The organism is Blautia liquoris (assembly GCF_015159595.1).
Lineage (GTDB): Bacteria > Bacillota > Clostridia > Lachnospirales > Lachnospiraceae > Novisyntrophococcus > Novisyntrophococcus liquoris.
Map to the genome: position 1 here is coordinate 490,127 of NZ_CP063304.1, position 20,207 is coordinate 510,333.

Annotated in this window: 22 protein-coding genes and 1 tRNA gene; 21 read left to right on the plus strand and 2 right to left on the minus strand. The window is 44.1% G+C overall.

The genetic code is table 11. The features are described 5' to 3' along the window. Nucleotides 1-67 precede the first annotated feature (67 nt). Both INP51_RS02345 and INP51_RS02350 read left to right on the plus strand, forming a co-directional pair. Nucleotides 68-832: a nitroreductase family protein gene (locus INP51_RS02345; RefSeq protein ID WP_193736157.1), complete on the plus strand. Its 765-nt coding sequence runs from the start codon at nt 68-70 to the stop codon at nt 830-832. Between the two features lie 71 nt (nt 833-903). Continuing rightward, nucleotides 904-975 (plus strand) — tRNA-Gly (locus tag INP51_RS02350). A 75-nt stretch (nt 976-1,050) separates the two neighbouring features. Here INP51_RS02350 and INP51_RS02355 read toward each other — a convergent pair. Next, nucleotides 1,051-1,536: a QueT transporter family protein gene (locus INP51_RS02355; protein ID WP_193736158.1), complete on the minus strand. Its 486-nt coding sequence runs from the start codon at nt 1,534-1,536 to the stop codon at nt 1,051-1,053. 213 nt (nt 1,537-1,749) lie between these two features. Here INP51_RS02355 and INP51_RS02360 point away from each other — a divergent pair, with 213 nt between their 5' ends. From INP51_RS02360 to INP51_RS02395, 8 genes are all read left to right on the plus strand, one after another. Continuing rightward, entirely contained in the window at nt 1,750-2,601 is an 852-nt protein-coding gene (locus tag INP51_RS02360; RefSeq protein ID WP_230406853.1) for an amino acid ABC transporter substrate-binding protein, read from the plus strand. A gap of 7 nt (nt 2,602-2,608) precedes the next feature. Next, a complete protein-coding gene (locus INP51_RS02365) occupies nt 2,609-3,259 on the plus strand; it encodes an amino acid ABC transporter permease (RefSeq protein ID WP_193737205.1) in 651 nt (216 codons plus the stop codon). Between the two features lie 15 nt (nt 3,260-3,274). Further along, a complete protein-coding gene (locus tag INP51_RS02370; RefSeq protein ID WP_193736159.1) occupies nt 3,275-4,033 on the plus strand; it encodes an amino acid ABC transporter ATP-binding protein in 759 nt (252 codons plus the stop codon). 107 nt (nt 4,034-4,140) lie between these two features. Then, complete coding sequence (gene purB / locus INP51_RS02375; RefSeq protein ID WP_193736160.1) at nt 4,141-5,577, plus strand: adenylosuccinate lyase; 1,437 nt, start codon at nt 4,141-4,143, stop codon at nt 5,575-5,577. Nucleotides 5,578-5,689: 112 nt separating this feature from the next. Then, the gene (locus INP51_RS02380; protein WP_193736161.1) at nt 5,690-6,970 is read left to right on the plus strand and encodes an adenylosuccinate synthase; all 1,281 of its coding nucleotides are present in this window, start codon (nt 5,690-5,692) and stop codon (nt 6,968-6,970) included. Nucleotides 6,971-7,034: 64 nt separating this feature from the next. Next, entirely contained in the window at nt 7,035-7,619 is a 585-nt protein-coding gene (locus tag INP51_RS02385) for a hypothetical protein (protein WP_193736162.1), read from the plus strand. A 43-nt stretch (nt 7,620-7,662) separates the two neighbouring features. Beyond that, a complete protein-coding gene (locus INP51_RS02390; RefSeq protein WP_193736163.1) occupies nt 7,663-9,060 on the plus strand; it encodes a glycine--tRNA ligase in 1,398 nt (465 codons plus the stop codon). A 167-nt stretch (nt 9,061-9,227) separates the two neighbouring features. Further along, nucleotides 9,228-9,779, plus strand: coding sequence for a winged helix-turn-helix domain-containing protein (locus INP51_RS02395; protein WP_193736164.1), 552 nt, complete (start codon nt 9,228-9,230; stop codon nt 9,777-9,779). On the opposite strand, the gene INP51_RS02400 is transcribed toward INP51_RS02395, so the two are convergent. Continuing rightward, nucleotides 9,770-10,450: a Crp/Fnr family transcriptional regulator gene (locus INP51_RS02400; protein ID WP_193736165.1), complete on the minus strand. Its 681-nt coding sequence runs from the start codon at nt 10,448-10,450 to the stop codon at nt 9,770-9,772. The two genes, INP51_RS02395 and INP51_RS02400, sit on opposite strands and share 10 nt — an antisense overlap. Before the next feature lie 175 nt (nt 10,451-10,625). On the opposite strand from INP51_RS02400, the gene spoIIID reads away from it, so the two are divergent. The 11 genes from spoIIID to INP51_RS16585 all read left to right on the plus strand — a co-directional run bounded on the left by spoIIID (nt 10,626) and on the right by INP51_RS16585 (nt 20,206). Next, nucleotides 10,626-10,883 (plus strand): sporulation transcriptional regulator SpoIIID, encoded by a 258-nt coding sequence (spoIIID, locus tag INP51_RS02405; RefSeq protein ID WP_193736166.1) that lies wholly within the window; start codon nt 10,626-10,628, stop codon nt 10,881-10,883. A gap of 297 nt (nt 10,884-11,180) precedes the next feature. Then, the gene (locus INP51_RS02410) at nt 11,181-12,323 is read left to right on the plus strand and encodes a 1-propanol dehydrogenase PduQ (protein ID WP_193736167.1); all 1,143 of its coding nucleotides are present in this window, start codon (nt 11,181-11,183) and stop codon (nt 12,321-12,323) included. A gap of 31 nt (nt 12,324-12,354) precedes the next feature. Further along, nucleotides 12,355-12,702: an ethanolamine utilization microcompartment protein EutS gene (gene eutS, locus INP51_RS02415; protein WP_193736168.1), complete on the plus strand. Its 348-nt coding sequence runs from the start codon at nt 12,355-12,357 to the stop codon at nt 12,700-12,702. Between the two features lie 10 nt (nt 12,703-12,712). Then, the gene (locus INP51_RS02420) at nt 12,713-13,162 is read left to right on the plus strand and encodes a EutP/PduV family microcompartment system protein (protein WP_193736169.1); all 450 of its coding nucleotides are present in this window, start codon (nt 12,713-12,715) and stop codon (nt 13,160-13,162) included. 65 nt (nt 13,163-13,227) lie between these two features. Further along, nucleotides 13,228-13,797 carry an ANTAR domain-containing response regulator gene (locus tag INP51_RS02425; protein WP_193736170.1) on the plus strand — a complete coding sequence of 190 codons (570 nt, stop codon included), beginning with the start codon at nt 13,228-13,230 and terminating at the stop codon, nt 13,795-13,797. A gap of 1 nt (nt 13,798) precedes the next feature. After that, nucleotides 13,799-15,205, plus strand: a complete 1,407-nt coding sequence (locus tag INP51_RS02430) for a sensor histidine kinase (RefSeq protein WP_193736171.1) — start codon at nt 13,799-13,801, stop codon at nt 15,203-15,205. Between the two features lie 35 nt (nt 15,206-15,240). After that, on the plus strand, nt 15,241-16,671 hold the full coding sequence (gene eutA / locus INP51_RS02435; protein ID WP_193736172.1) for an ethanolamine ammonia-lyase reactivating factor EutA: 1,431 nt from the start codon (nt 15,241-15,243) through the stop codon (nt 16,669-16,671). A gap of 39 nt (nt 16,672-16,710) precedes the next feature. Then, nucleotides 16,711-18,078, plus strand: coding sequence for an ethanolamine ammonia-lyase subunit EutB (locus INP51_RS02440; protein ID WP_193737206.1), 1,368 nt, complete (start codon nt 16,711-16,713; stop codon nt 18,076-18,078). 16 nt (nt 18,079-18,094) lie between these two features. Then, the gene (eutC, locus tag INP51_RS02445; protein WP_331463493.1) at nt 18,095-19,012 is read left to right on the plus strand and encodes an ethanolamine ammonia-lyase subunit EutC; all 918 of its coding nucleotides are present in this window, start codon (nt 18,095-18,097) and stop codon (nt 19,010-19,012) included. Nucleotides 19,013-19,039: 27 nt separating this feature from the next. After that, nucleotides 19,040-19,690: an ethanolamine utilization microcompartment protein EutL gene (gene eutL, locus INP51_RS02450; RefSeq protein WP_193736173.1), complete on the plus strand. Its 651-nt coding sequence runs from the start codon at nt 19,040-19,042 to the stop codon at nt 19,688-19,690. Nucleotides 19,691-19,720: 30 nt separating this feature from the next. Beyond that, complete coding sequence (locus INP51_RS16585) at nt 19,721-20,206, plus strand: BMC domain-containing protein (RefSeq protein WP_193736174.1); 486 nt, start codon at nt 19,721-19,723, stop codon at nt 20,204-20,206. The last annotated feature ends 1 nt before the right edge of the window (nt 20,207 follow it).

Genomic DNA, 20,207 nt, shown 5'->3' on the forward strand with positions numbered 1-20,207 from the left:
GATGCCCCTTGAAAATAGGAGTGAGTATGTTACAATAATGTTACGGATTAATCAAAAAGGTGATAGTATGAATTTATATGAGGCTATTTTTGTAAGAAAATCAGTACGAAATTTCAGCATGGAGAATCTGAGTGCTCAGACGCTGGATAAAATTCAAACACATTATGATGAGTTAACGGGCCTTTTCGGCAATTTTAAGACAAACATTGCGATTCTTGATAACCGGAAAGGACAGCATAAGGCATTGAGCTTTTTTGGTGTCAAAGCCCCTTATTATTTGGCATTTTATTCAGAAGAGGCACCCAAATATCTGATGAATGTGGGATATATGATGGAACAGATGGTTCTGTATATGTGCAGCATTGGAATCGGAACGTGCTATATCGGGACTAACAAAGTGAAAAAAACAGAAGTGTCTTTGAATGGTCTTGGTCTGATCGGAGTTGTGGCGTTTGGAAAAAGCAAAGGGTCTCATGTCAGGAAACAGTCGGAAGCTAAGCGTTTGAGCCTTGATGAATTGTGTGTGTTCAAAGAAGTGCCGAGACAGTGGATGAAGCAGATGTTAGAAGCAGCACGCCTTTCCCCATCCAGTTTGAACAGGCAGCCTTGGCGTTTTGTCGTATACGACAGCAGAATACACATTTTTTCAAAGAAGGACAGTGTAGAACGGCTGAAAAAGTGGGATGAGGTCAATTTTGGAATTATGTTTGCCAATATGATGGTGGTGGCAGAGGAATTATGGCTGGATGTCGATCTGATCAAACTAGAGGACATCTCTCAGAAGAATTTTTCAAACAGTCAGTATGTGCTGAGTGCGATTTTGAAGCCATAACAGAAAAACGCATTGACAAAGTTCAACATTTATAGTATATTTATATCTGCGAGTAATAAACTCGAAGATATGCGCGAGTGGCTCAGGGGTGGAGTACAACCTTGCCAAGGTTGGGGTCGCGGGTTCGAATCCCGTCTCGCGCTCTATAGAAAGAAGATCAGAAATTTCGGTTTCTGGTCTTCTTTTTTTCAGGAAGCCTTGCGGGTATTATGTAAGCGTCAGCTTGATTTAAAGATTGATCTCCCATAACGGTCTAGAACTTTAAGCAGTACACTTCCCAACACTCCGCAGGAAATAATTTCCCCGATGCCTACAGTGAGCATCATGAGTGGAATTGGCAGATTTATCTGATAGCCATAGTACAGCACAAAAGGTACGACTAAGGTATTGACGATGACAGGAGGAACTGCAACCAGATACTTATGGCGTCTGACGCGATAAGAGATTGCCGCACCGATGAGTGTGGCCAGGCTTCCGAATAGAATATCGGGCAGGATGCTGCCTCCTATGATATTGGAAAGCAGACAGCCAATAAAAAGTCCGGGAATCGCGGCCGGTGTAAAATAGGGCAGTATCGTTAGAGCCTCGGATATCCGCACCTGGATATTTCCATAGCTGAAGGGGGCGAATACCAGCGTCAGAACAACATAAATGGCTGCAATCATGGCAGATTGCGAGATAAATAGTACTTTCTTGTCTTTCATTTTCATTCTCCTCTAGTTTTTTTTACCGTGTGGAAGGTTACGAACACACAACGATAATAAGTATAACATTGGCAGTGCAAGGATAGCAAGGGAAGATATGCAAAATCATGCTTGACAGGGGCAGGCAAGGTATGGTACTATCTCATTTAGATAGTTTAGCGTAGTAACGTGTCTCATTGATAAATTGATAAAAATAAAAGTGGGAGGATTCATATGATGAAAAAAAGTCTGGCAGGAGTATTAATTATGGGATCGGTGATGGCTGCACTGACGGGATGTACAAAGAAAGGCACTGACAGCAGCTCGGCTAATTATGCAAATACAAGTGAAACAAACAGTTCAAAATCTTCAGAAACAGGTACCTTTACAGTAGGATTCGATCAGGATTTTCCGCCGATGGGATTTATGGGTGATGACGGAGAATTTACCGGATTTGATCTGGAACTGGCTGCGGAGACAGCAAAGCGTATGGGACTTACAATCAAGTACCAGCCGATTGCATGGGATTCCAAGGATATGGAATTAAAATCAGGAACGATTGACTGTATCTGGAACGGATTCACGATGAACGGGCGCGAAGAAGGCTACGCATGGAGTGAGCCTTATATGGAGAATGATCAGGTGTTTGTTGTCAGAGAAGATTCCGGGATCAGTAAAATATCAGACTTAAGCGGTAAAAGTGTGGAGGTTCAGGCAGATTCCAGTGCAGAGGCAGCTCTAAAGGATAAGCCGGAGATTACGTCTTCCTTCCTCTCGTATCAGGCAGTTCCGGATTATCTTACAGCAATGATGGACCTTGAGTCTGGAGCAACTGATGCGATTGCCATGGACAACGTAGTTGCAAGCTATCAGATTAAGGCTGCGAAAAAAGATTTTGTAATCTTAGACGATCCGATTACAGCGGAAGAGTATGCGGTCGGTTTTGCAAAAGATAATACGAAACTGCGAGACGAAGTGCAGAAGACTCTGGATGAAATAGCGGCCGATGGTACGGCAAAGAAAATATCGGAAAAATGGTTTGACAAGGATATTACCACGATAGGAAAAGGGCAGGGGGAAAACTAAAGTGAATATAGATATAGGGGTTCTGTTGTCTAAGCTGGGAAGCGGCATGCTGACATCTTTTTGGATCTTCTGCATTACCTTGCTTCTTTCTATTCCACTGGGACTTTTGATCACATTTGGAAGGATGGCACATAATGCCATTCTTCGAACCATCACGAAAATATACATTTCCATCATGCGTGGAACACCTCTGATGCTGCAGCTGATGCTTGTTTATTTCGGGCCATTTTACATCTTTCATGTAAACATAAGTTCCACATACCGTTATACGGCTGTCTGTATCGGATTCGTGCTCAACTATGCGGCTTATTTTGCAGAAATATATCGCAGTGGAATAGAGTCCATGCCAATCGGACAGTATGAAGCCGCGAAAGTACTGGGATACAGCAAGGCACAGACGTTTTTCTATATCATTCTTCCACAGGTGGTGAAACGAATTCTGCCTACGATCACGAATGAGGTCATCACGTTAATTAAAGATACTTCTCTGGCATTTGTAATCGGAGTAACTGAGATGTTTACGAATGCAAAGGCACTGGCATCCGGGATGTCAAGCGTTATGCCGTATCTGGGAGCCGGCGTCTTTTATTATGTCTTCAACTTTGTCGTGGCGTTTGTCATGGAGAAGTTTGAGAAGAAACTGAGCTATTACCGCTAAGGGAGGAGGAGTGGAATGAAATATCTGGAAATGAAACATGTAAAAAAACAATTTGACAGTCTGGAGGTCCTAAAGGATATCTCTCTCTCCGTTGAAGAGGGGGAGGTGACTGCGATCATCGGTCCTTCAGGTTCCGGAAAGTCAACGCTTCTTCGATGTGCGACCATGTTGGAAGAGATGGACGACGGAGAACTGTACTATCTTGGCGAGCAGGCGGCGAAAAGTGAGAATGGACGTGCTGTATATCAAAAACCCGCTGTGCTCAAAAAAATGCGCCAATACTATGGTCTTGTCTTTCAGAACTTCAATTTGTTTCCCCACTACAGCGTTTTAAAAAATATTATAGACGCTCCCATTCATGTGCAGAGACGAAAGAAAGACGAGGTTGGGGAGCAGGCAATGAAACTTCTCGATCAGATGGGACTTTCCGATAAAGCGGATGCTTATCCCTACCAGCTCTCGGGCGGACAGCAACAGAGAGTCTCCATAGCCAGAGCACTTGCCATGAATCCGAAGATTTTATTTTTTGATGAGCCGACCTCGGCACTTGACCCGGAACTCACCGGAGAGATTTTAAAGGTTATCCAGGAATTGGCAGCTATGCATATGACGATGGTGATTGTAACTCATGAGATGGAATTTGCCCGTAAAGTGGCAAACCATATCATCTTTATGGAGAACGGAATCATCTTGGAGGAGGGAACACCCGACGAGGTGTTTTCCTCTCAAAATGCAAGAATTTTGAGCTTTCTTGGAAAATTCAAGCGGGATTAGTCTTGCTTTTAGCAACACGCTAGCTTATAATTATACAGGGACTGCGCCAGCACTTTGTGCCGCGCAGCCCGCGGTAGTGTTATAATCAAGAAGTTTGAGGTAATTAGATGGAGCGAACCGATAAATATATAAGCCCGTTATCTGAGAGATACGCCAGTGGTCAGATGCAGTATATCTTTTCACAGGACATGAAGTTTAAAACATGGAGAAAATTGTGGATTGCACTGGCTGAGACCGAGAAAGAGCTGGGTCTTTCGATCACTCAGGAACAGATTGATGAATTAAAAGAGCATCAAAATGATATTAATTATGAGGTGGCCAAAGCCCGTGAAAAAGAGGTGCGCCACGATGTGATGGCACATGTATATGCGTATGGTGTGCAGGCTCCTCACGCAAAGGGCATTGTGCATCTTGGTGCGACAAGTTGTTATGTAGGCGATAACACGGATATAATCATCATGAATGAGGCACTCACTTTGGTGAAAAGACGCCTGCTCTCCGTGATCGATGAACTCGCAAGGTTTGCAGATCAGTACAAGGACTTGCCGACACTGGCATTTACACATTTTCAACCTGCGCAGCCTACGACTGTTGGAAAGAGGGCTTCTCTTTGGCTGCAGGATTTTACCATGGATTTTGAAGACCTTGAATATGTTCAGAGTACTTTGAAACTATTGGGAAGCAAGGGAACCACGGGAACTCAGGCAAGTTTTCTGGAACTTTTTGACCAGGATCAGGAGAAGGCCGACAAGATGGATTCTATGATCGCCGACAAGATGGGGTTTTCATCTTGCTATCCAGTATCCGGACAGACCTATTCAAGGAAAGTGGATACCAGGGTGGTCAATGTGCTTGCGGGAATAGCTGCCACAGCGCATAAGTTCTCCAACGATATACGCCTGCTGGCACATATGAAGGAGATCGAGGAACCCTTTGAAAAGGATCAAATCGGCTCATCTGCCATGGCCTATAAGAGAAATCCGATGCGGAGTGAACGAATTGCTTCTCTGTCGCGCTATGTGATGATTGATGCTTTAAATCCGGCAATCACATCGGCAAATCAGTGGTTTGAGAGAACGCTGGACGATTCGGCGAACAAGAGACTGTCGATTCCGGAGGCGTTTCTTGCGGTCGATGGGATTTTAGAGCTATGCCTGAATGTCGTGAGTGGACTCGTGGTGTATCCGAAGGTGATAGAGAAACATCTCATGGATGAGCTTCCGTTTATGGCGACAGAGAACATCCTGATGGATGCTGTCAAAGCTGGCGGAGACAGACAGGAACTTCACGAACGCATTCGTGAGCTATCCATGATTGCGGGAAAACATGTAAAAGAAGAAGGATGTGAGAATGATCTTCTGGATTTGATCGCAGAGGATCCGATGTTTCATCTGTCAAAAGAAGATCTCAAGAAAACCATGGATCCGGCAAGATATACCGGCCGTTCGGCACAGCAGGTAGAAAACTTCCTGAAACAGGCAGTAAATCCTCTTCTTGGGAAGAATAAAGAACTGCTTGGAATGAAGGCTGAGATTAACGTATAAGCTTGTACTTCATATCTGATATGGGGTGATGTCTGTGACACCGCCCCATATTGGTGCGGTTTCGATGTTACATGTAAGTAAATCAACATCAATTAATTAGGAGGATTATAATATGATCAAGGCTATTGTAGGAGCAAACTGGGGAGACGAAGGAAAAGGAAAGATCACGGATACACTGGCTGAAGAAGCAGATATCGTAGTGCGTTTCCAAGGTGGAGCCAATGCCGGCCATACCATCGTGAACAACTATGGGAAATTTGCACTTCATACATTGCCGTCTGGTGTTTTCTATAAGCATACCACGAATATTATCGGAAATGGTGTTGCACTTAATATCCCTGTCTTATTTAAGGAACTTCACGAAGTGGAAGCGAAAGGGGTTCCGGAACCGAAACTTTTGATTTCGGACCGTGCACAGATTGTAATGCCTTATCATATTCTCTTTGACCAGTACGAAGAAGAACGTCTCGCAGGTAAATCATTTGGTTCCACAAAATCGGGTATCGCACCTTTTTATTCTGATAAATATGCGAAGACAGGCATTCAGGTTCATGAATTATTTGATGAAGATGATTTAAAGGAAAAGCTTGAAAATATCTGTACAGTGAAGAATGTCCTGCTGGAGCACTTGTATCACAAACCGCTTTTAAATCCGGATGATATCTTTCAGGAACTTATGGAGTATAAAGAGATGGTAAAACCATACATGTGTGACACATCACTTTATCTGTGCAATGCACTAAAAGAGGGGCAACAAGTTTTGTTGGAGGGACAGCTTGGAACTTTAAAGGATACAGATCACGGAATCTATCCGATGGTAACCTCATCCTCAACTCTTGCAGCTTATGGTGCAGTAGGCGCTGGCGTTCCGCCATACGAGATCAAAGACATCATCACAGTCAGCAAAGCCTACTCAAGTGCAGTGGGGGCAGGTGAATTTGTCTCAGAGATATTTGGAGATGAGGCTGATGAATTGAGAAAACGAGGCGGAGATGGCGGCGAATTTGGTGCGACGACAGGACGCCCGAGACGTATGGGATGGTACGATTGTGTCGCCTCAAAATATGGCTGCAGACTCCAGGGTGCTACGCAGGTTGCCTTTACAGTACTGGATGTTCTGGGATATCTGGATGAGATTCCTGTCTGTGTTGCCTACGAGGTTGATGGTAAGACAACGACAGAGTTTCCGACAACGTCGAAGCTTAGGAAGGCGAAACCAGTTTATAAGAAGCTTCCGGGATGGAAACAGGATATACGGGGAATAAAAGAATATGAGGATCTTCCCAAAAACTGCCGGGCCTATATAGAATTTGTTGAAGAACAAATAGGTTATCCAATTACCATGATTTCAAACGGTCCGGGAAGAGAAGATATTATATACCGCAAAAAGTAAGCGGATTTCCGGAACGGAGGTATCAGTGAGGGTAATTTACAAAAAGAAAAGCTTCCTGTCTATTTTGAGTCTTATACTTTTTCTTACCGCCTGTGGCAGAAAGAGTGAGATTCAGGAGACCACCATTTCTGTCAGTGCAAAGGGTGCACTTACAGAGGAGATTGTAGGCAGCAAAGATAAACAGAACTATCCGTTGGACGAGTTACGGGCTTTCGCAGAGGATGACATTAAAAGATATAACAAGAAGGTAAAAGACGGACAAGTAGATCTAAAATCCTGTGAAATCAAGAGTGGAGTTCCCAGAATTAAGATCACCTATGGTTCTTGGAAAGACTATGCGGATTATCACAATTCTGTGTTTTTCTATGGTACGATAGAGGAGGCCAAAAAAAAAGGATATGATTTTGACACCAAATTTGTGGATAACAACGGTGATACAGCTGCCTCTTCCACAATCCTTGCCAATGATGCTAACTGGTATGTAGTAATACTGAATGAACCAATCCGCGTGAAAGTGAGCAAAGATTTCATCTATGTAAGCGAAAATGCAAAAGTAATTCACGCGAAAGAAGCAGGACCCAGAGAAAAAAAGGATCAAGAGAATGGTAACATCACGACAGACGCTCTTGTTTATCTGATATGCAAATGACAATCCACAGTATTGATCATTGACGAATGTAAAGGAGATAAGAATGGAAAAGACAATGGAAAAAATAGTTGCTCTTGCAAAGTCAAGAGGATTTGTTTATCCGGGTTCAGAGATATATGGGGGTCTTGCCAATACATGGGATTATGGCCCGCTTGGTGTTGAACTGAAAAATAATGTAAAAAAAGCATGGTGGAAAAAATTCATAATGGAGAATCCCTATAACGTGGGTATTGACAGCGCAATTCTTATGAATCCACAGACATGGGTGGCGTCCGGTCATCTCGGAGGGTTTTCTGATCCACTGATGGACTGTAAGGAGTGTCACGAACGTTTTCGTGCAGATAAAATAATCGAGGATTATTGCTGTGAAAAGGGAGTAGAGATACGAGGGGGAAGCGTAGATGCATGGACACAGCAGGAAATGAAAGACTTTATAGAAGAAAACCAGGTTCCTTGTCCAAGCTGCGGCAAGCATAACTTTACAGATATTCGTCAGTTCAATCTGATGTTTAAAACCTTTCAGGGGGTAACAGAGGATGCGAAAAATACAGTTTATCTGCGTCCTGAGACAGCGCAGGGGATCTTCGTAAACTTTAAGAATGTACAGCGGACATCACGGAAAAAGTTACCATTTGGGATTGGTCAGATCGGAAAATCTTTCCGAAACGAGATCACACCGGGAAACTTTACTTTCCGTACCCGCGAGTTTGAACAAATGGAACTGGAATTCTTCTGTGAGCCAGATACAGATCTTGAGTGGTTTGCTTACTGGAAGAAGTTCTGCCTTGACTGGCTTTACGAATTGGGCCTTCATGAAGGCGAGATTCGCTATCGTGATCACGATGCAAAAGAACTCAGCTTCTACAGCAAGGCGACAACAGATGTTGAATTCCTCTTCCCGTTTGGTTGGGGAGAGCTGTGGGGAATTGCCGACAGAACAGATTATGATCTGGGCAGACACCAGGAAGAGTCTGGACAGGATATGACTTATTTTGATGACACAAAGAATGAAAAATACATTCCTTATGTGATCGAACCTTCTCTTGGTGCGGACCGCATGGTTTTAGCTTTTCTCTGCAATGCTTATGACGAGGAAGTCTTGGATGAAGACAAGCATGATATTCGAACGGTTATGCATTTCCATCCGGCACTTGCACCCGTAAAGATTGGTATTCTGCCGCTGTCTAAAAAGTTGGCAGCAGGAGCGAATGACATTTATCAAGAGCTATCAAAGATCTACAACTGTGAATATGATGACCGCGGAAATATCGGAAAACGCTATCGCCGTCAAGATGAGATCGGAACACCATACTGTGTGACATATGATTTCGATTCCGAGACAGACCATGCTGTCACTGTACGCGACCGCGACTCTATGGAACAGGAAAGAATTAAGATTAAAGATCTGGAAGCGTACTTTATTGAAAAATTCAGATATTAAGATTCAAGGATAAAACGCCCCCAAAAGACACAAGGTATGTCTTTTGGGGGCGTTTTATTGCCCTGACGGTGCTCATTTTTGATACAAGAAAAGAACTCTTTTCAATAAATATATATTAGTGTTATTATATTAGAAAATAAAATGATAATTATTATTGGGAGGTAAATATGAATAACTACCAAAGAAAAAAGATGGATTCCAGATGTATGGATGAAGACAGCAGAATTCGTGTTGAAAAGCTTGTTGAAATTCTTAAGATGAGCGTAGATCCCGATAAAAGAAGGGAGATTGCAGCGTTTCAGGAGAAAGCGGATGACGGCATGACGATGCCCTTTGAAATAGGGGATAGCACGTGGAGAATAGGGGTTGAATTGCGAAAGACATCAAACAGTGAGACAATGGAAGAACAGACAAAGATGTCTGAGAGATTTACAATCAGACCTGAGCAGAGACGAATCTTTAAAGGTGGCAAGCCTGTTCTCTTGACATCAAAAGAGTATAAGATCTGCGAGATGCTGTTAAATAGTCGAAACAGAGTGGTGACAAGAAATGAGATTTTTTATAATATCTGGGATTCCGCAGATAATGTTGTCAATGACGGCACGTTGAATGTTCATATCTGTAGAATACGAAAAAAACTTGAGTGTAGTTCATGTATAGAAACTGTAAGGGATGTCGGTTATCGCTGGGGATGCTGCAAAAGAGATTGTTACAAATAAGAGCGCAGCTTTCTTGTGTCTAATATTGTGATTGTTCCTCTGGAAAGAAGGACAATGCCCTCTTTCTCAAAATATTTCAGCATTCGGGATACTACTTCCCTGGCACTTCCCAGGTTCTTGGCAATTTGCTCATGAGTTGTCTTAAGCACACAAGAACCCGATCGGATTCTCTCATCTTCGAGATATGCAGCAAGCCTTTTATCAAAACTTGAAAAAAGTATCTGACCAAATGCCCACATGACATCAGAGAAATGTTCAGTTGTATGCTTATAGATGTAATTTTCCACATATATGTTATGATCAATAAGTGTCCGAATGGCAGGGGTATTGCTCAGCAGTATCTTACTGCTTTCTTCTGCTTCAATCTGAATATCGAATGTGATTTCCTGAATCAGACAGGAAGCTGACAAAGTGCACACTTCATCTGGGGCCAGTCGAAACAAGGTGATCTCCCGGCTGTCTTCCGATTGAATGTAGATCCGAATCTGTCCTTCGAGCACGATAAAAACGCCAAGGCAGTCTTCGTCACGGCTGTAGATGAAAGAATCTTTTTCATATCTTATCATAGTGGAATTAGAGATGAGAAGACTTTGCTCTCGTGAGTTTAGCTTATTCCAGAAAGGATAACTTTCCTTCAGATAATGTGTGATGATGTTTTCAGATTGATTCATAGGAACCTCCGTAATCCGTCTTCTTAATGTATATGATGCTATACTTACAGTGTATCCAATTTCGTGTTTAATTGCAACTATTTGAAGAATGATATTTTATCCTTTTGACCCAGGTATCATAAGATATGACTTGCTGTCATAAACTGTAAAAACAGCATTTGTAGGGGACCTTTATTTGAAGGATTATATCGAAGAACGTGCTGTGGAGATTGCCACCTACATAATTGAGCACAATGCCACGGTCAGACAAACGGCAAAAGAATTTGGAGTTTCCAAAAGCACGGTCCACAAGGATGTCACAGACAGACTCATACAGATAAATCCGCTTCTTGCACAGAGTGCAAGGAAAGTTCTTGATGTGAATAAATCGGAAAGACATATCAGAGGAGGTCTGGCTACCCGGGAAAAATATCTTCATCAGAAGCCCAGGTAACCGGAAGTTTCAGCGAAAAAGGGACGTCGTATCTTGCACGGCAGTCCCTTTTATTCGGCAATTTATGGAGAAAAACAAGTGAATAGATAAAATAATATACAAACGGTCATCTTAAATAAGACAATTTCAGAACAAAGTTGACAAGAAATTATATAGATGATATAATGGAAAAAATTAGATGATTGATGTACTTGCGGCGTAGCAGGGACAACGACTTTTAAGCACGTTGAAGTGCCTTTGGTTTCCTTTTTATAAGAAAACCGGGGTACTTTTTTGTTTTATGAAAGGAGGATTGATTTGGATTACTTTTATCTGAAAACGCAGATTTTTACAGGCAGGGAAGGGCTTGATGATATCCTTGCCAGAGTAAAAAAAGCATTTGTTGTCACAGATCCCTTTATGGTAAAGAGTGGTATGTCCGAATATCTGACATTGCCATTTGAACAGAAAGGGATAGAGTATCAGGTTTTTTCAGAGGTAAGCCCAGATCCGGACATTTCACTGGTAGCAAAAGCACTGTCGATGATGCAGGAGTTTCAGCCTGAAGTTGTGTTCGCTCTTGGAGGAGGTTCTGCGATTGATGCAGCCAAGGCTGTGAATTATCTGTATGCAAGAGGGGGAGGGACGAATAAGTGCAGATTTATCGCAATTCCGACGACAAGTGGGACAGGCTCTGAGGTCAGCAAGTTTGCCGTGATCAGTGATCCGGAGAAGTCGGCCAAATACCCTTTGGTTATGGATGATCTGATTCCTGATGTAGCTATATTGGATGCAGAATTGGTAAAAAGTGTTCCGCCATCAGTCACTGCAGACACAGGAATCGATGTTCTCACCCATGCAATTGAGGCCTTTGTATCTACGAAAGCCAATGATTTTACGGATGCGGCCGCCGAAAAGGCAATTCGCCTTGTAAGGGACAATCTGCTGAAAGTATATCAACAACCGGGCAATCTTGAGGCACGCCAGAAGATGCATCATGCATCCTGTCTTGCCGGGATCGCATTCAGTAATTCGGGGCTGGGACTGAACCATGGGATGGCTCACACGTTGGGGGCTCATTTTCATATTCCTCATGGACGGGCGAATGGAATTCTGCTTCCCTATGTGATGGGATTTAATGCCGGATGCTTTGATAAGATTACGCCTGTGGCGGCACGTTACGCGGAAATTGCGGGAAACAACGGTCTTGAAGGCCCGACACTCAGACAGAGTGCATTCAATGTCGTTAGAGACACAAAACAATACATCCAGCGGCTGCACATTCCATCCAACATTGAAGCGGCGGGTGTTTCAAGAGAAGATTTTGACCGTGTACTCGATGAAATGGCTGAGGCGGCATTGAATGATGCCTGCACGAAGACAAATCCACGGGCATGTACCAAAGAGGATATTCGAGAACTGTTTGTAAGAGCATATCAAGGCAGACTCGTCAGCTATTAATTGATTCAGAGAAGATCAGAGGACTTTACATATGTATGAAGACAAAAAAGAGCGGATTATACAGGAATTTGTACCAGGCAAGCAGGTCACGCTTGCCCACGTGATTCCACATCCGGTGAAAGATTTATATGCGAAGATGGGGTTGATTGACGGGGAAGGCGCTATTGGGATTTTTACCATAACACCAAGCGAAGCAGCCATCATTGCGGCGGATGTCGCCGGAAAGGCAGCAGATATCAAGATCGGATTTGTGGACCGATTCAATGGTTCTCTGGTGATTACCGGTGATGTAGCCGGCGTCGAGTCTGCCCTGCATGACGTTATCCATGTGCTGTGCAATACTATGGGATTTGCACCAACTTCGATCACACGTTCTTAAGGGAGATTTCATGGATAACAAGAAGAAAAAGAGAGTGATCTTGATTGGACGTTCTATGGCCGGAAAGACGACGATGTGCCAGTATATGAATCACGAAGGCTTGAAGTATCATAAGACACAGACGATCCAGCTGATCAATGATAAAGTAATTGATACACCGGGAGAATATCTGGAGAGAACTTATATGCGCGGAGCCCTGCAGGTGACGGCAGTGGATGCAGATGTGATTGCTTTTGTGCAGGGGGCAGACGAGGCAGGAACGATGTTCTCACCGGGATATGCCAGCATGTTTGGAAAACCGTGCATTGGGATTGTTACAAAGAGTGATCTGGCATCAGAAAAGCAGATTGAAGATGCAAAGAATTTTCTGAGACAGGCCGGCGCACAAAAGGTTTTCGTGACGAGTAGTTACGAGGGAACAGGTTTTGAAGAACTGATCCATTTTTTTGAGGACGAATAGAGACGAATAGATCAGAGGTTACAGATCATTAACTACATGGATGTTCAGGCGGAAGGACAAATACGATGAGAGTAGTCATTGCGGACGATGAACCAATTACGAGAATGGATTTAAAAGAAATGCTTGAAAAAGAAGGCTACGAGGTCGCCGCCGAAGCAGGTGACGGGTTCGACGCCATTGAAGCATGCAGACAAGAAAAACCGGATCTGGCTATCTTGGATGTGAAGATGCCGCTTTTGGATGGCCTGATGGCCTCACAGGTCATAAGTGAGGAAAGTGTGGCCGGTGCGGTAGTGCTGCTCACGGCATATGATGACAGGAAGTTTATAGAGGAGGCAAAAAAAGCAAAAGTAAGCGGCTATCTGATGAAACCTATCAGAGAAGGCTCGCTGATACCAGCTCTCGAAATTGCCCTGGAACGCAGCCATGAGATACAACGGTTAAAAGAAGACTATGAGATGGTGTCAAAGAGACTTGAGAGCAGGGTTGTTATCGAACAGGCGAAAGGTGTGATTATGAGCAGCAGAGGACTTTCTGAGCAGGAAGCGTATGACTACATCAGAGGTATCAGCAAGAGCAAAAATGTCGCGATGAAAAAGATTGCGGAAATTATATTGATGCGCAGGGGAAAATGACATGTCGAATGAGATTAAACAGCTATGCAAAGAATATACAGATTTGTCAAAGGAAGAAGTTCAAGTCATAGAGATGATGGCGCAGACCCTTCAGCCGCTGGCTAATCTGGAGGCCGCTGATATTTTTATAGATTGTCCCTGCAGGGAAGGCGATGCGATTGTGGTCGCCGAGGCAAAGCCGGAAGATGTTCCCTCTTCCTACAAGGGGAGTGTTGTCGCAATGATGGCGCTGGAGGAGAATGAACCGGCTGTCGCGCGAACACTGAAACTTGGAATAGCGACAAAATATATGAAAGCGAGAACGCAGGAGAACAACTATACCATTCAATCGGTAGAGCCCATAAAATATCATTCTCGGGTGATTGGGGTACTCATACGAGAGAGAAGAATTACCGATGATTCAAGTAAAGCAGACGAACAGTATAAAGCCGTAGAAATTCCATTAAATCACATGATTAATGAAAATGAATGGCTGACGGAAAGCATTGATGAAGGATTGATCTTAGTCGATGCCAATGACAATGTGATTTTTCGAAACGCTTATGCGAAAGAACTGTTTCAGGCTCTTGGCTATGTGGTGGATATTCTCGGACAGAAGTATAAAAACATTCGGCTGACCGGGAATTATAAATCAAAGGATTTTGGTGAAGTGATTTCGGAAGTAAAGATCGGCAGTCATTATCTGAGAATTCGCCAGATTAAACTGGATAAAGGAGATATTCGTCTGGCTGTGATTGTCCGCGACATTACTTGGAACAGAGAGCAGGAAAAGAATCTGATGCTCAAGTCAAAGGCGATAGAAGAAATCAATCACAGAGTAAAAAACAATCTGCAGACTGTCGCATCACTTCTCAGGATGCAGGCGAGACGGACAGATAATGAGGAGACAAAGCAGCATCTAGGTGCGAGTATTAACAGAATCCTCTCAATAGCAGCTACTCATCAGCTTCTTGCACATAGTGCCAAAGATGAGGTCAGTTTGAAAGAAGTTCTGAAGAAGGTAATGAACAATGTGCTTCAGTCTCTGGTGGAGACGGGACAGAAGATGCACATGGAGATCATCGGGGATGATATGATGGTAAACTCTGATATTGCAACGTCAGTCGCCATAGCTGTGAATGAACTGCTTTCAAACTCCATAAAGCATGCATTTTCCGGCAGCGAGGAAGGAAATATCCATATTTGTATCGAACAGGGACAGATGTTGTCAAAAATCACAGTAAGCGACGATGGAAAAGGATTTGACGTCAGACAGAAAGAACCGGGAAGTATGGGACTTGAGCTTGTAAAGTCAATGGTACGCGACAAGCTGCATGGATACTTGAAGATAAGATCTGATGATACAGGGACGAAGGTTTCCTTCGAGTTTATGAATCAGACAGAAGATCTCATAAATTTTCCGGAATAGATTGAAAATTAGCGGCATAGTGGGAAGGTGGTCAGATGAGAGAAGAAATTTTAAGTGTTGGAATCGATATTGGAACCTCTACGACGCAGTTGATTTTCAGTAAACTAATTATTGAAAATCGGGCGAGTGAGTATGCTGTACCGCGTATCGACATTGCCGAGAAAAAGGTTGTATATCGCAGTAAGATTTATTTTACGCCTCTTTTGTCACAGACTCTGATTGACACAGAAAAAGTAAAACAGTTGATATCCGATGAGTACCGAAGAGCCGGTATCAGTCCGAAAGATCTAAAGACAGGAGCCGTGATCATCACAGGAGAGACAGCCAGAAAGCAAAATGCAAACAGTGTGCTGGAAGCATTAAGTGATATGGCCGGAGATTTTGTTGTAGCCACCGCAGGACCGGATTTGGAATCTGTCCTGTCTGCAAAGGGGGCGGGAGCGGATAAACTCTCTGAGGAACATAGAGATGTGACAGCCAATATCGACATCGGAGGCGGTACCAGCAATATTGCCTTTTTCCAGAAAGGGGAACTGAAGGGTACCTGCTGTCTGGACATCGGCGGGCGTCTGATCCGCGTTGAAGAGGGGCGGATTACCTATATTTATCCCGGAATACAAAAACTGGCAGAAAAGCATCAGATTCGAATCGAAGAGGGGGATCGGGCAGATGAAAAGGTTCTTTATCGAATCTGTGAATATATGGCTTCACAGCTGGCGATGGCACTTTATACAGTCGAGGAAGATTCAATACATAAGTCGATGTATACCAATGAGGGAGCTCCGCTTCCAAAAGATCCAAAGATCACGTCAGTGACTTTCTCAGGGGGAGTGGCAGATTGTGTGTACAACAAAGAAGAAGGAAATATTTTTAAATATGGAGATATCGGTGTCCTGTTGGGAAAGGCTGTGAAGAACAACAGCTCTCTGCAAGGACTTAAGATATATCCGGCAGCCGAAACAATCAGAGCCACCGTGGTCGGCGCCGGAACACATACTACTAATGTGAGCGGCAGTACCATCAGCTATACCGATGGAAAACTACCTATCAAAAACATCCCGGTTCTCAAGGTTTCCGCGGAGGAGGAACAAGAACCATCAAAATTTTTGGAGGCAATACGAAACAGACTGTTTTTGTATAAGACAGATGACGAGACAGAACAGGTGGCAATTGCATTCTCAGGAAGTTATCATACAAGTTTCCAACAGATTCAGGAACTTGCGAAGCTGATTGCAGAGGGTGCAGGTGAGATCATTCAGGGGCCTTATCCGCTCATACTGGTGATCGAAAATGACATTGCCAAGGTTTTGGGCAATGCAGTCAATGTTTTGTTGGAACGGAAAAAAGATGTAATATGCATCGATGGAATTCATGCCGGAAATGGCGATTATATTGATATCGGTGCACCTGTTGCGGATGGCAGGGTTGTTCCGGTGGTGACAAAAACACTGATCTTCAATACATGAGAAGCAGCCTGTAAATTCAAAAAAGGAGAGGTGAAAGAATTGATCCTAAAGACGAAGTTATTTGGTAAGATGTATGAATTTAAGTCTCTTCGTGAGGTGATGGCAAAGGCCAACGAAGAGAAATCAGGCGATAAGTTAGCGGGCATCGCAGCGGAGTCAGCCGAAGAAAGAGTGGCGGCAAAAGTCGTTCTCTCCCATATTACATTGCAGGATCTCAGGAATAATCCTGCAGTTCCGTATGAGGAAGATGAGGTAACACGAATCATACAGGACGGGATTAATGAAAAAATCTACAATGAGCATAAACATAAGACGGTGGCCGAATTCCGCGAATGGCTTATGGATACCAATACAACCAGCGAGATGATCCGAAGAGCATCCAGAGGACTTACCAGCGAGATGGTAGCAGCTGTGTGCAAACTGATGACAAATCTGGATCTGATCTATGCGGCAAAGAAGATGCGGGTTTCTGCTCACTGTAATACGACAATCGGACTTCCGGGAACTTTTTCATCGCGCCTGCAGCCGAACCATACCACAGATGATCCAAAGGGAATTATGGCTTCTGTGATGGAAGGATTAAGTCTGGGCTGTGGTGATGCCGTTATTGGTCTCAATCCGGTGGACGATTCTGTAGAAAGTGTTACGAGAATACTAAAAAGCTTTGATGAGTTTAAGAATAAATGGGAAGTTCCCACACAGATTTGTGTACTTGCACATATCTCGACGCAGATGGAAGCTATCCGGAAATTCCATACCCCCATTGATCTGATGTTCCAGTCCATCGCCGGATCTGAAAAAGGAAATAAGGCATTTGGAATTGATGGTGCAATGCTGAAGGAAGGTCATGACATGATGGTGCAGGAGGCAACCAGCACAGGGCCGAATCTGATGTATTTTGAAACCGGACAGGGATCTGAACTTTCTTCGGATGCTCACAATGGCTGGGATCAGGTGACAATGGAAGCCAGATGCTATGGACTTGCGAGACAATATGATCCGTTTCTGATCAATACCGTAGTGGGATTTATCGGACCGGAGTACTTGTATGATTCCAAGCAAGTGATAAGGGCGGGTCTTGAAGATCACTTTATGGGTAAATTAACCGGTGTGCCAATGGGGTGTGATGCCTGCTATACCAACCACATGAAAGCGGATCAGAACGATATTGAGAACCTGGCAACACTTCTCGTGGCAGCAGGATGTAATTATATCATGGGCGTGCCTCAAGGTGATGACTGTATGTTGATGTATCAGTGTACAAGCTATCATGAAGCGGCAGGTCTTCGTGAAGTATTCGGACTCCGGCCGATCCGTGAGTTCGACCAGTGGCTAGAGAAGATGGGATTTTCGAAAGACGGAAAACTGACACCACTCGCCGGTGACGCATCTGTATTTTTGAAATAAGCAGGAGGTGAACGATTTGGTAAATGAAAAAGAATTGAGAACCATCATTGAACAAGTTCTGATGGAAATGAATGTTGACAATACGAAAAGTGCTGCTGCAGACGAATCAAGAGACGAAGACAGGAGGCAGACAAACCAGAGCTGTAAAGCTGAAGAAACAAAAATTGAGGACGGTTTTATTCCGGATATCACAGAGATTGATATTCGTGACCAATATCTGGTGGAGAATCCAGTGAGCAAGGAGGCCTATGCGGATCTGAAACATTATGCTCCGTGCAGGCTTGGAATCGGAAAGGCCGGGGCACGAATGAAGACGCTTCCTGTCCTTGAATTCAGGGCTGCCCATTCAGCTGCACAGGATGCGGTTTTCTCCAATGTGGATCAGGATTTTATTGACAACATGGGGTTGTTTACCGTACAGACACAATGTACCTCAAAAGATATTTACCTCACCAGACCTGATCTGGGAAGAAAACTAAGTGAAGAAGGCGTAAAAACAGTCGAAGAAAAATGCAAGAAAAATCCAAAGGTACAGATCTATGTATCCGATGGACTTAGTTCGGCGGCAGTTGCAGCAAACGTGGGAGATGTCCTTCCAGCTGTGGAACAGGGACTTAAGAGCTATGGCATAGAAAGCGGAACCCCGTTTTTTGTAAAGTACGGACGTGTCGGGGCCATGGATCAGATTTCTGAGATTACCGGTGCCGATGTAACCTGCGTGCTGATCGGTGAACGTCCGGGACTTATCACGGCAGAATCGATGTCAGCCTATATTGCTTATAAAGCGACAGTTGGCATGCCCGAAGCGAGAAGGACTGTAGTTTCCAATATCCATAAATCCGGTACGATCCCCGCCGAAGCAGGTGCTCACATCGCAGATGTGATAAAGAAGATCCTGGATAAAAAAGCCAGCGGAACAGATCTTAAGCTATAAATATTCAAAGAAAGGAAGCGAAAAATAATGAAACGAGATCCAATAAAAGCGGATGTCCTTGCGACAAAGATCATCCCTAATGTCAGCCCAGATTTGGCGAAAGAGTTAAATCTGACGCCGGACCAGAAGTCAATTGCGCTGATTACGTCGAACAGCGATGATGTTACCTACACGGCACTCGATGAAGCAACAAAAAAGGCTGATGTCTCTGTGGTGTATGCCAAGAGTTTCTATGGTGGCGCCGACAATGCGAATACGAAACTGGCCGGTGAGATTATTGGAATTCTGGCCGGACCAAATCCGGCAGAGGTTCGAAGCGGTCTGGAAGCATGCGTGGATATGATCGAGAATGTTGCCCACTTTGTATCTGCCAATGAAGACGATTCCATCATCTATTATGCTCACTGCATTTCGCGCACAGGCTCGTATCTGTCAGACGGAGCAGGAATTGCGCAAGGCGAGGCGATTGCCTACTTGATCGCACCGCCACTTGAAGCAATGTATGGTGTAGATGCTGCATTGAAAGCGGCAGATGTAAAGATGTGTGTTCTGTATGCACCTCCTTCCGAGACAAACTTCGGCGGGGCATTGCTCACCGGCAGCCAGTCAGCCTGCAAAGCGGCCTGCGATGCGTTTGCACAGGCTGTGGAGTTCGTGGCGGACAATCCAAAGGAGTGATGAAAGAACCTGCAGACGGAGGTAAAAGATATGAAAGCATTAGGCATGATAGAAGTATATGGCTACCTTGCTGCAGTCGAAGCGTTGGATAGTGCACTGAAAGCGGCGAATGTTTCTCTGGTGGATGTGGTTAAGGTAAGAGGTGGTCTGGTCACTGTGTTGGTGGATGGAGACGTTGGAGCCGTAAAGGCTGCGATGGATGCCTCACAGGCTGCAGCAGAGCGAGTGGGGCGTATCAACAGCCTTCATGTGATCCCACGTCCGGCCGAAGGTGTGATCAGGATGCTTACTCCTGACTGCGGACCGGAAATGTCTGCAGATGATGAAAGCACTCCAGATTTAGAAACTTCGAGTTCTTCCCTGTATGAAGAAGAACTCAACCATATGACTGTAGCGCAACTTCGCAGATTAGCAAGGGAAATGAAAATAGATACCATGACCCGGCAGGAAATCAGAGATGCCAAAAAACAGGAATTGATTCATGCAATCATACATAATAAGAGACAGGAGAAATAAA

Excerpts from the sequence above, each read along its gene's own strand:
- INP51_RS02400 (WP_193736165.1), bottom strand. The coding sequence starts at position 10,450 with ATGAATCAATCTGAAAACATCATCACACATTATCTGAAGGAAAGTTAT.
- INP51_RS02430 (WP_193736171.1), top strand. The coding sequence starts at position 13,799 with ATGTCGAATGAGATTAAACAGCTATGCAAAGAATATACAGATTTGTCA.
- INP51_RS02345 (WP_193736157.1), top strand. The coding sequence starts at position 68 with ATGAATTTATATGAGGCTATTTTTGTAAGAAAATCAGTACGAAATTTC.
- INP51_RS02370 (WP_193736159.1), top strand. The coding sequence starts at position 3,275 with ATGAAATATCTGGAAATGAAACATGTAAAAAAACAATTTGACAGTCTG.
- eutA (WP_193736172.1), top strand. The coding sequence starts at position 15,241 with ATGAGAGAAGAAATTTTAAGTGTTGGAATCGATATTGGAACCTCTACG.
- INP51_RS02395 (WP_193736164.1), top strand. The coding sequence starts at position 9,228 with ATGAATAACTACCAAAGAAAAAAGATGGATTCCAGATGTATGGATGAA.
- INP51_RS02390 (WP_193736163.1), top strand. The coding sequence starts at position 7,663 with ATGGAAAAGACAATGGAAAAAATAGTTGCTCTTGCAAAGTCAAGAGGA.
- INP51_RS02355 (WP_193736158.1), bottom strand. The coding sequence starts at position 1,536 with ATGAAAGACAAGAAAGTACTATTTATCTCGCAATCTGCCATGATTGCA.
- eutL (WP_193736173.1), top strand. The coding sequence starts at position 19,040 with ATGAAACGAGATCCAATAAAAGCGGATGTCCTTGCGACAAAGATCATC.
- INP51_RS02425 (WP_193736170.1), top strand. The coding sequence starts at position 13,228 with ATGAGAGTAGTCATTGCGGACGATGAACCAATTACGAGAATGGATTTA.
- eutS (WP_193736168.1), top strand. The coding sequence starts at position 12,355 with ATGTATGAAGACAAAAAAGAGCGGATTATACAGGAATTTGTACCAGGC.
- INP51_RS02360 (WP_230406853.1), top strand. The coding sequence starts at position 1,750 with ATGATGAAAAAAAGTCTGGCAGGAGTATTAATTATGGGATCGGTGATG.
- INP51_RS16585 (WP_193736174.1), top strand. The coding sequence starts at position 19,721 with ATGAAAGCATTAGGCATGATAGAAGTATATGGCTACCTTGCTGCAGTC.
- purB (WP_193736160.1), top strand. The coding sequence starts at position 4,141 with ATGGAGCGAACCGATAAATATATAAGCCCGTTATCTGAGAGATACGCC.
- INP51_RS02420 (WP_193736169.1), top strand. The coding sequence starts at position 12,713 with ATGGATAACAAGAAGAAAAAGAGAGTGATCTTGATTGGACGTTCTATG.
- INP51_RS02380 (WP_193736161.1), top strand. The coding sequence starts at position 5,690 with ATGATCAAGGCTATTGTAGGAGCAAACTGGGGAGACGAAGGAAAAGGA.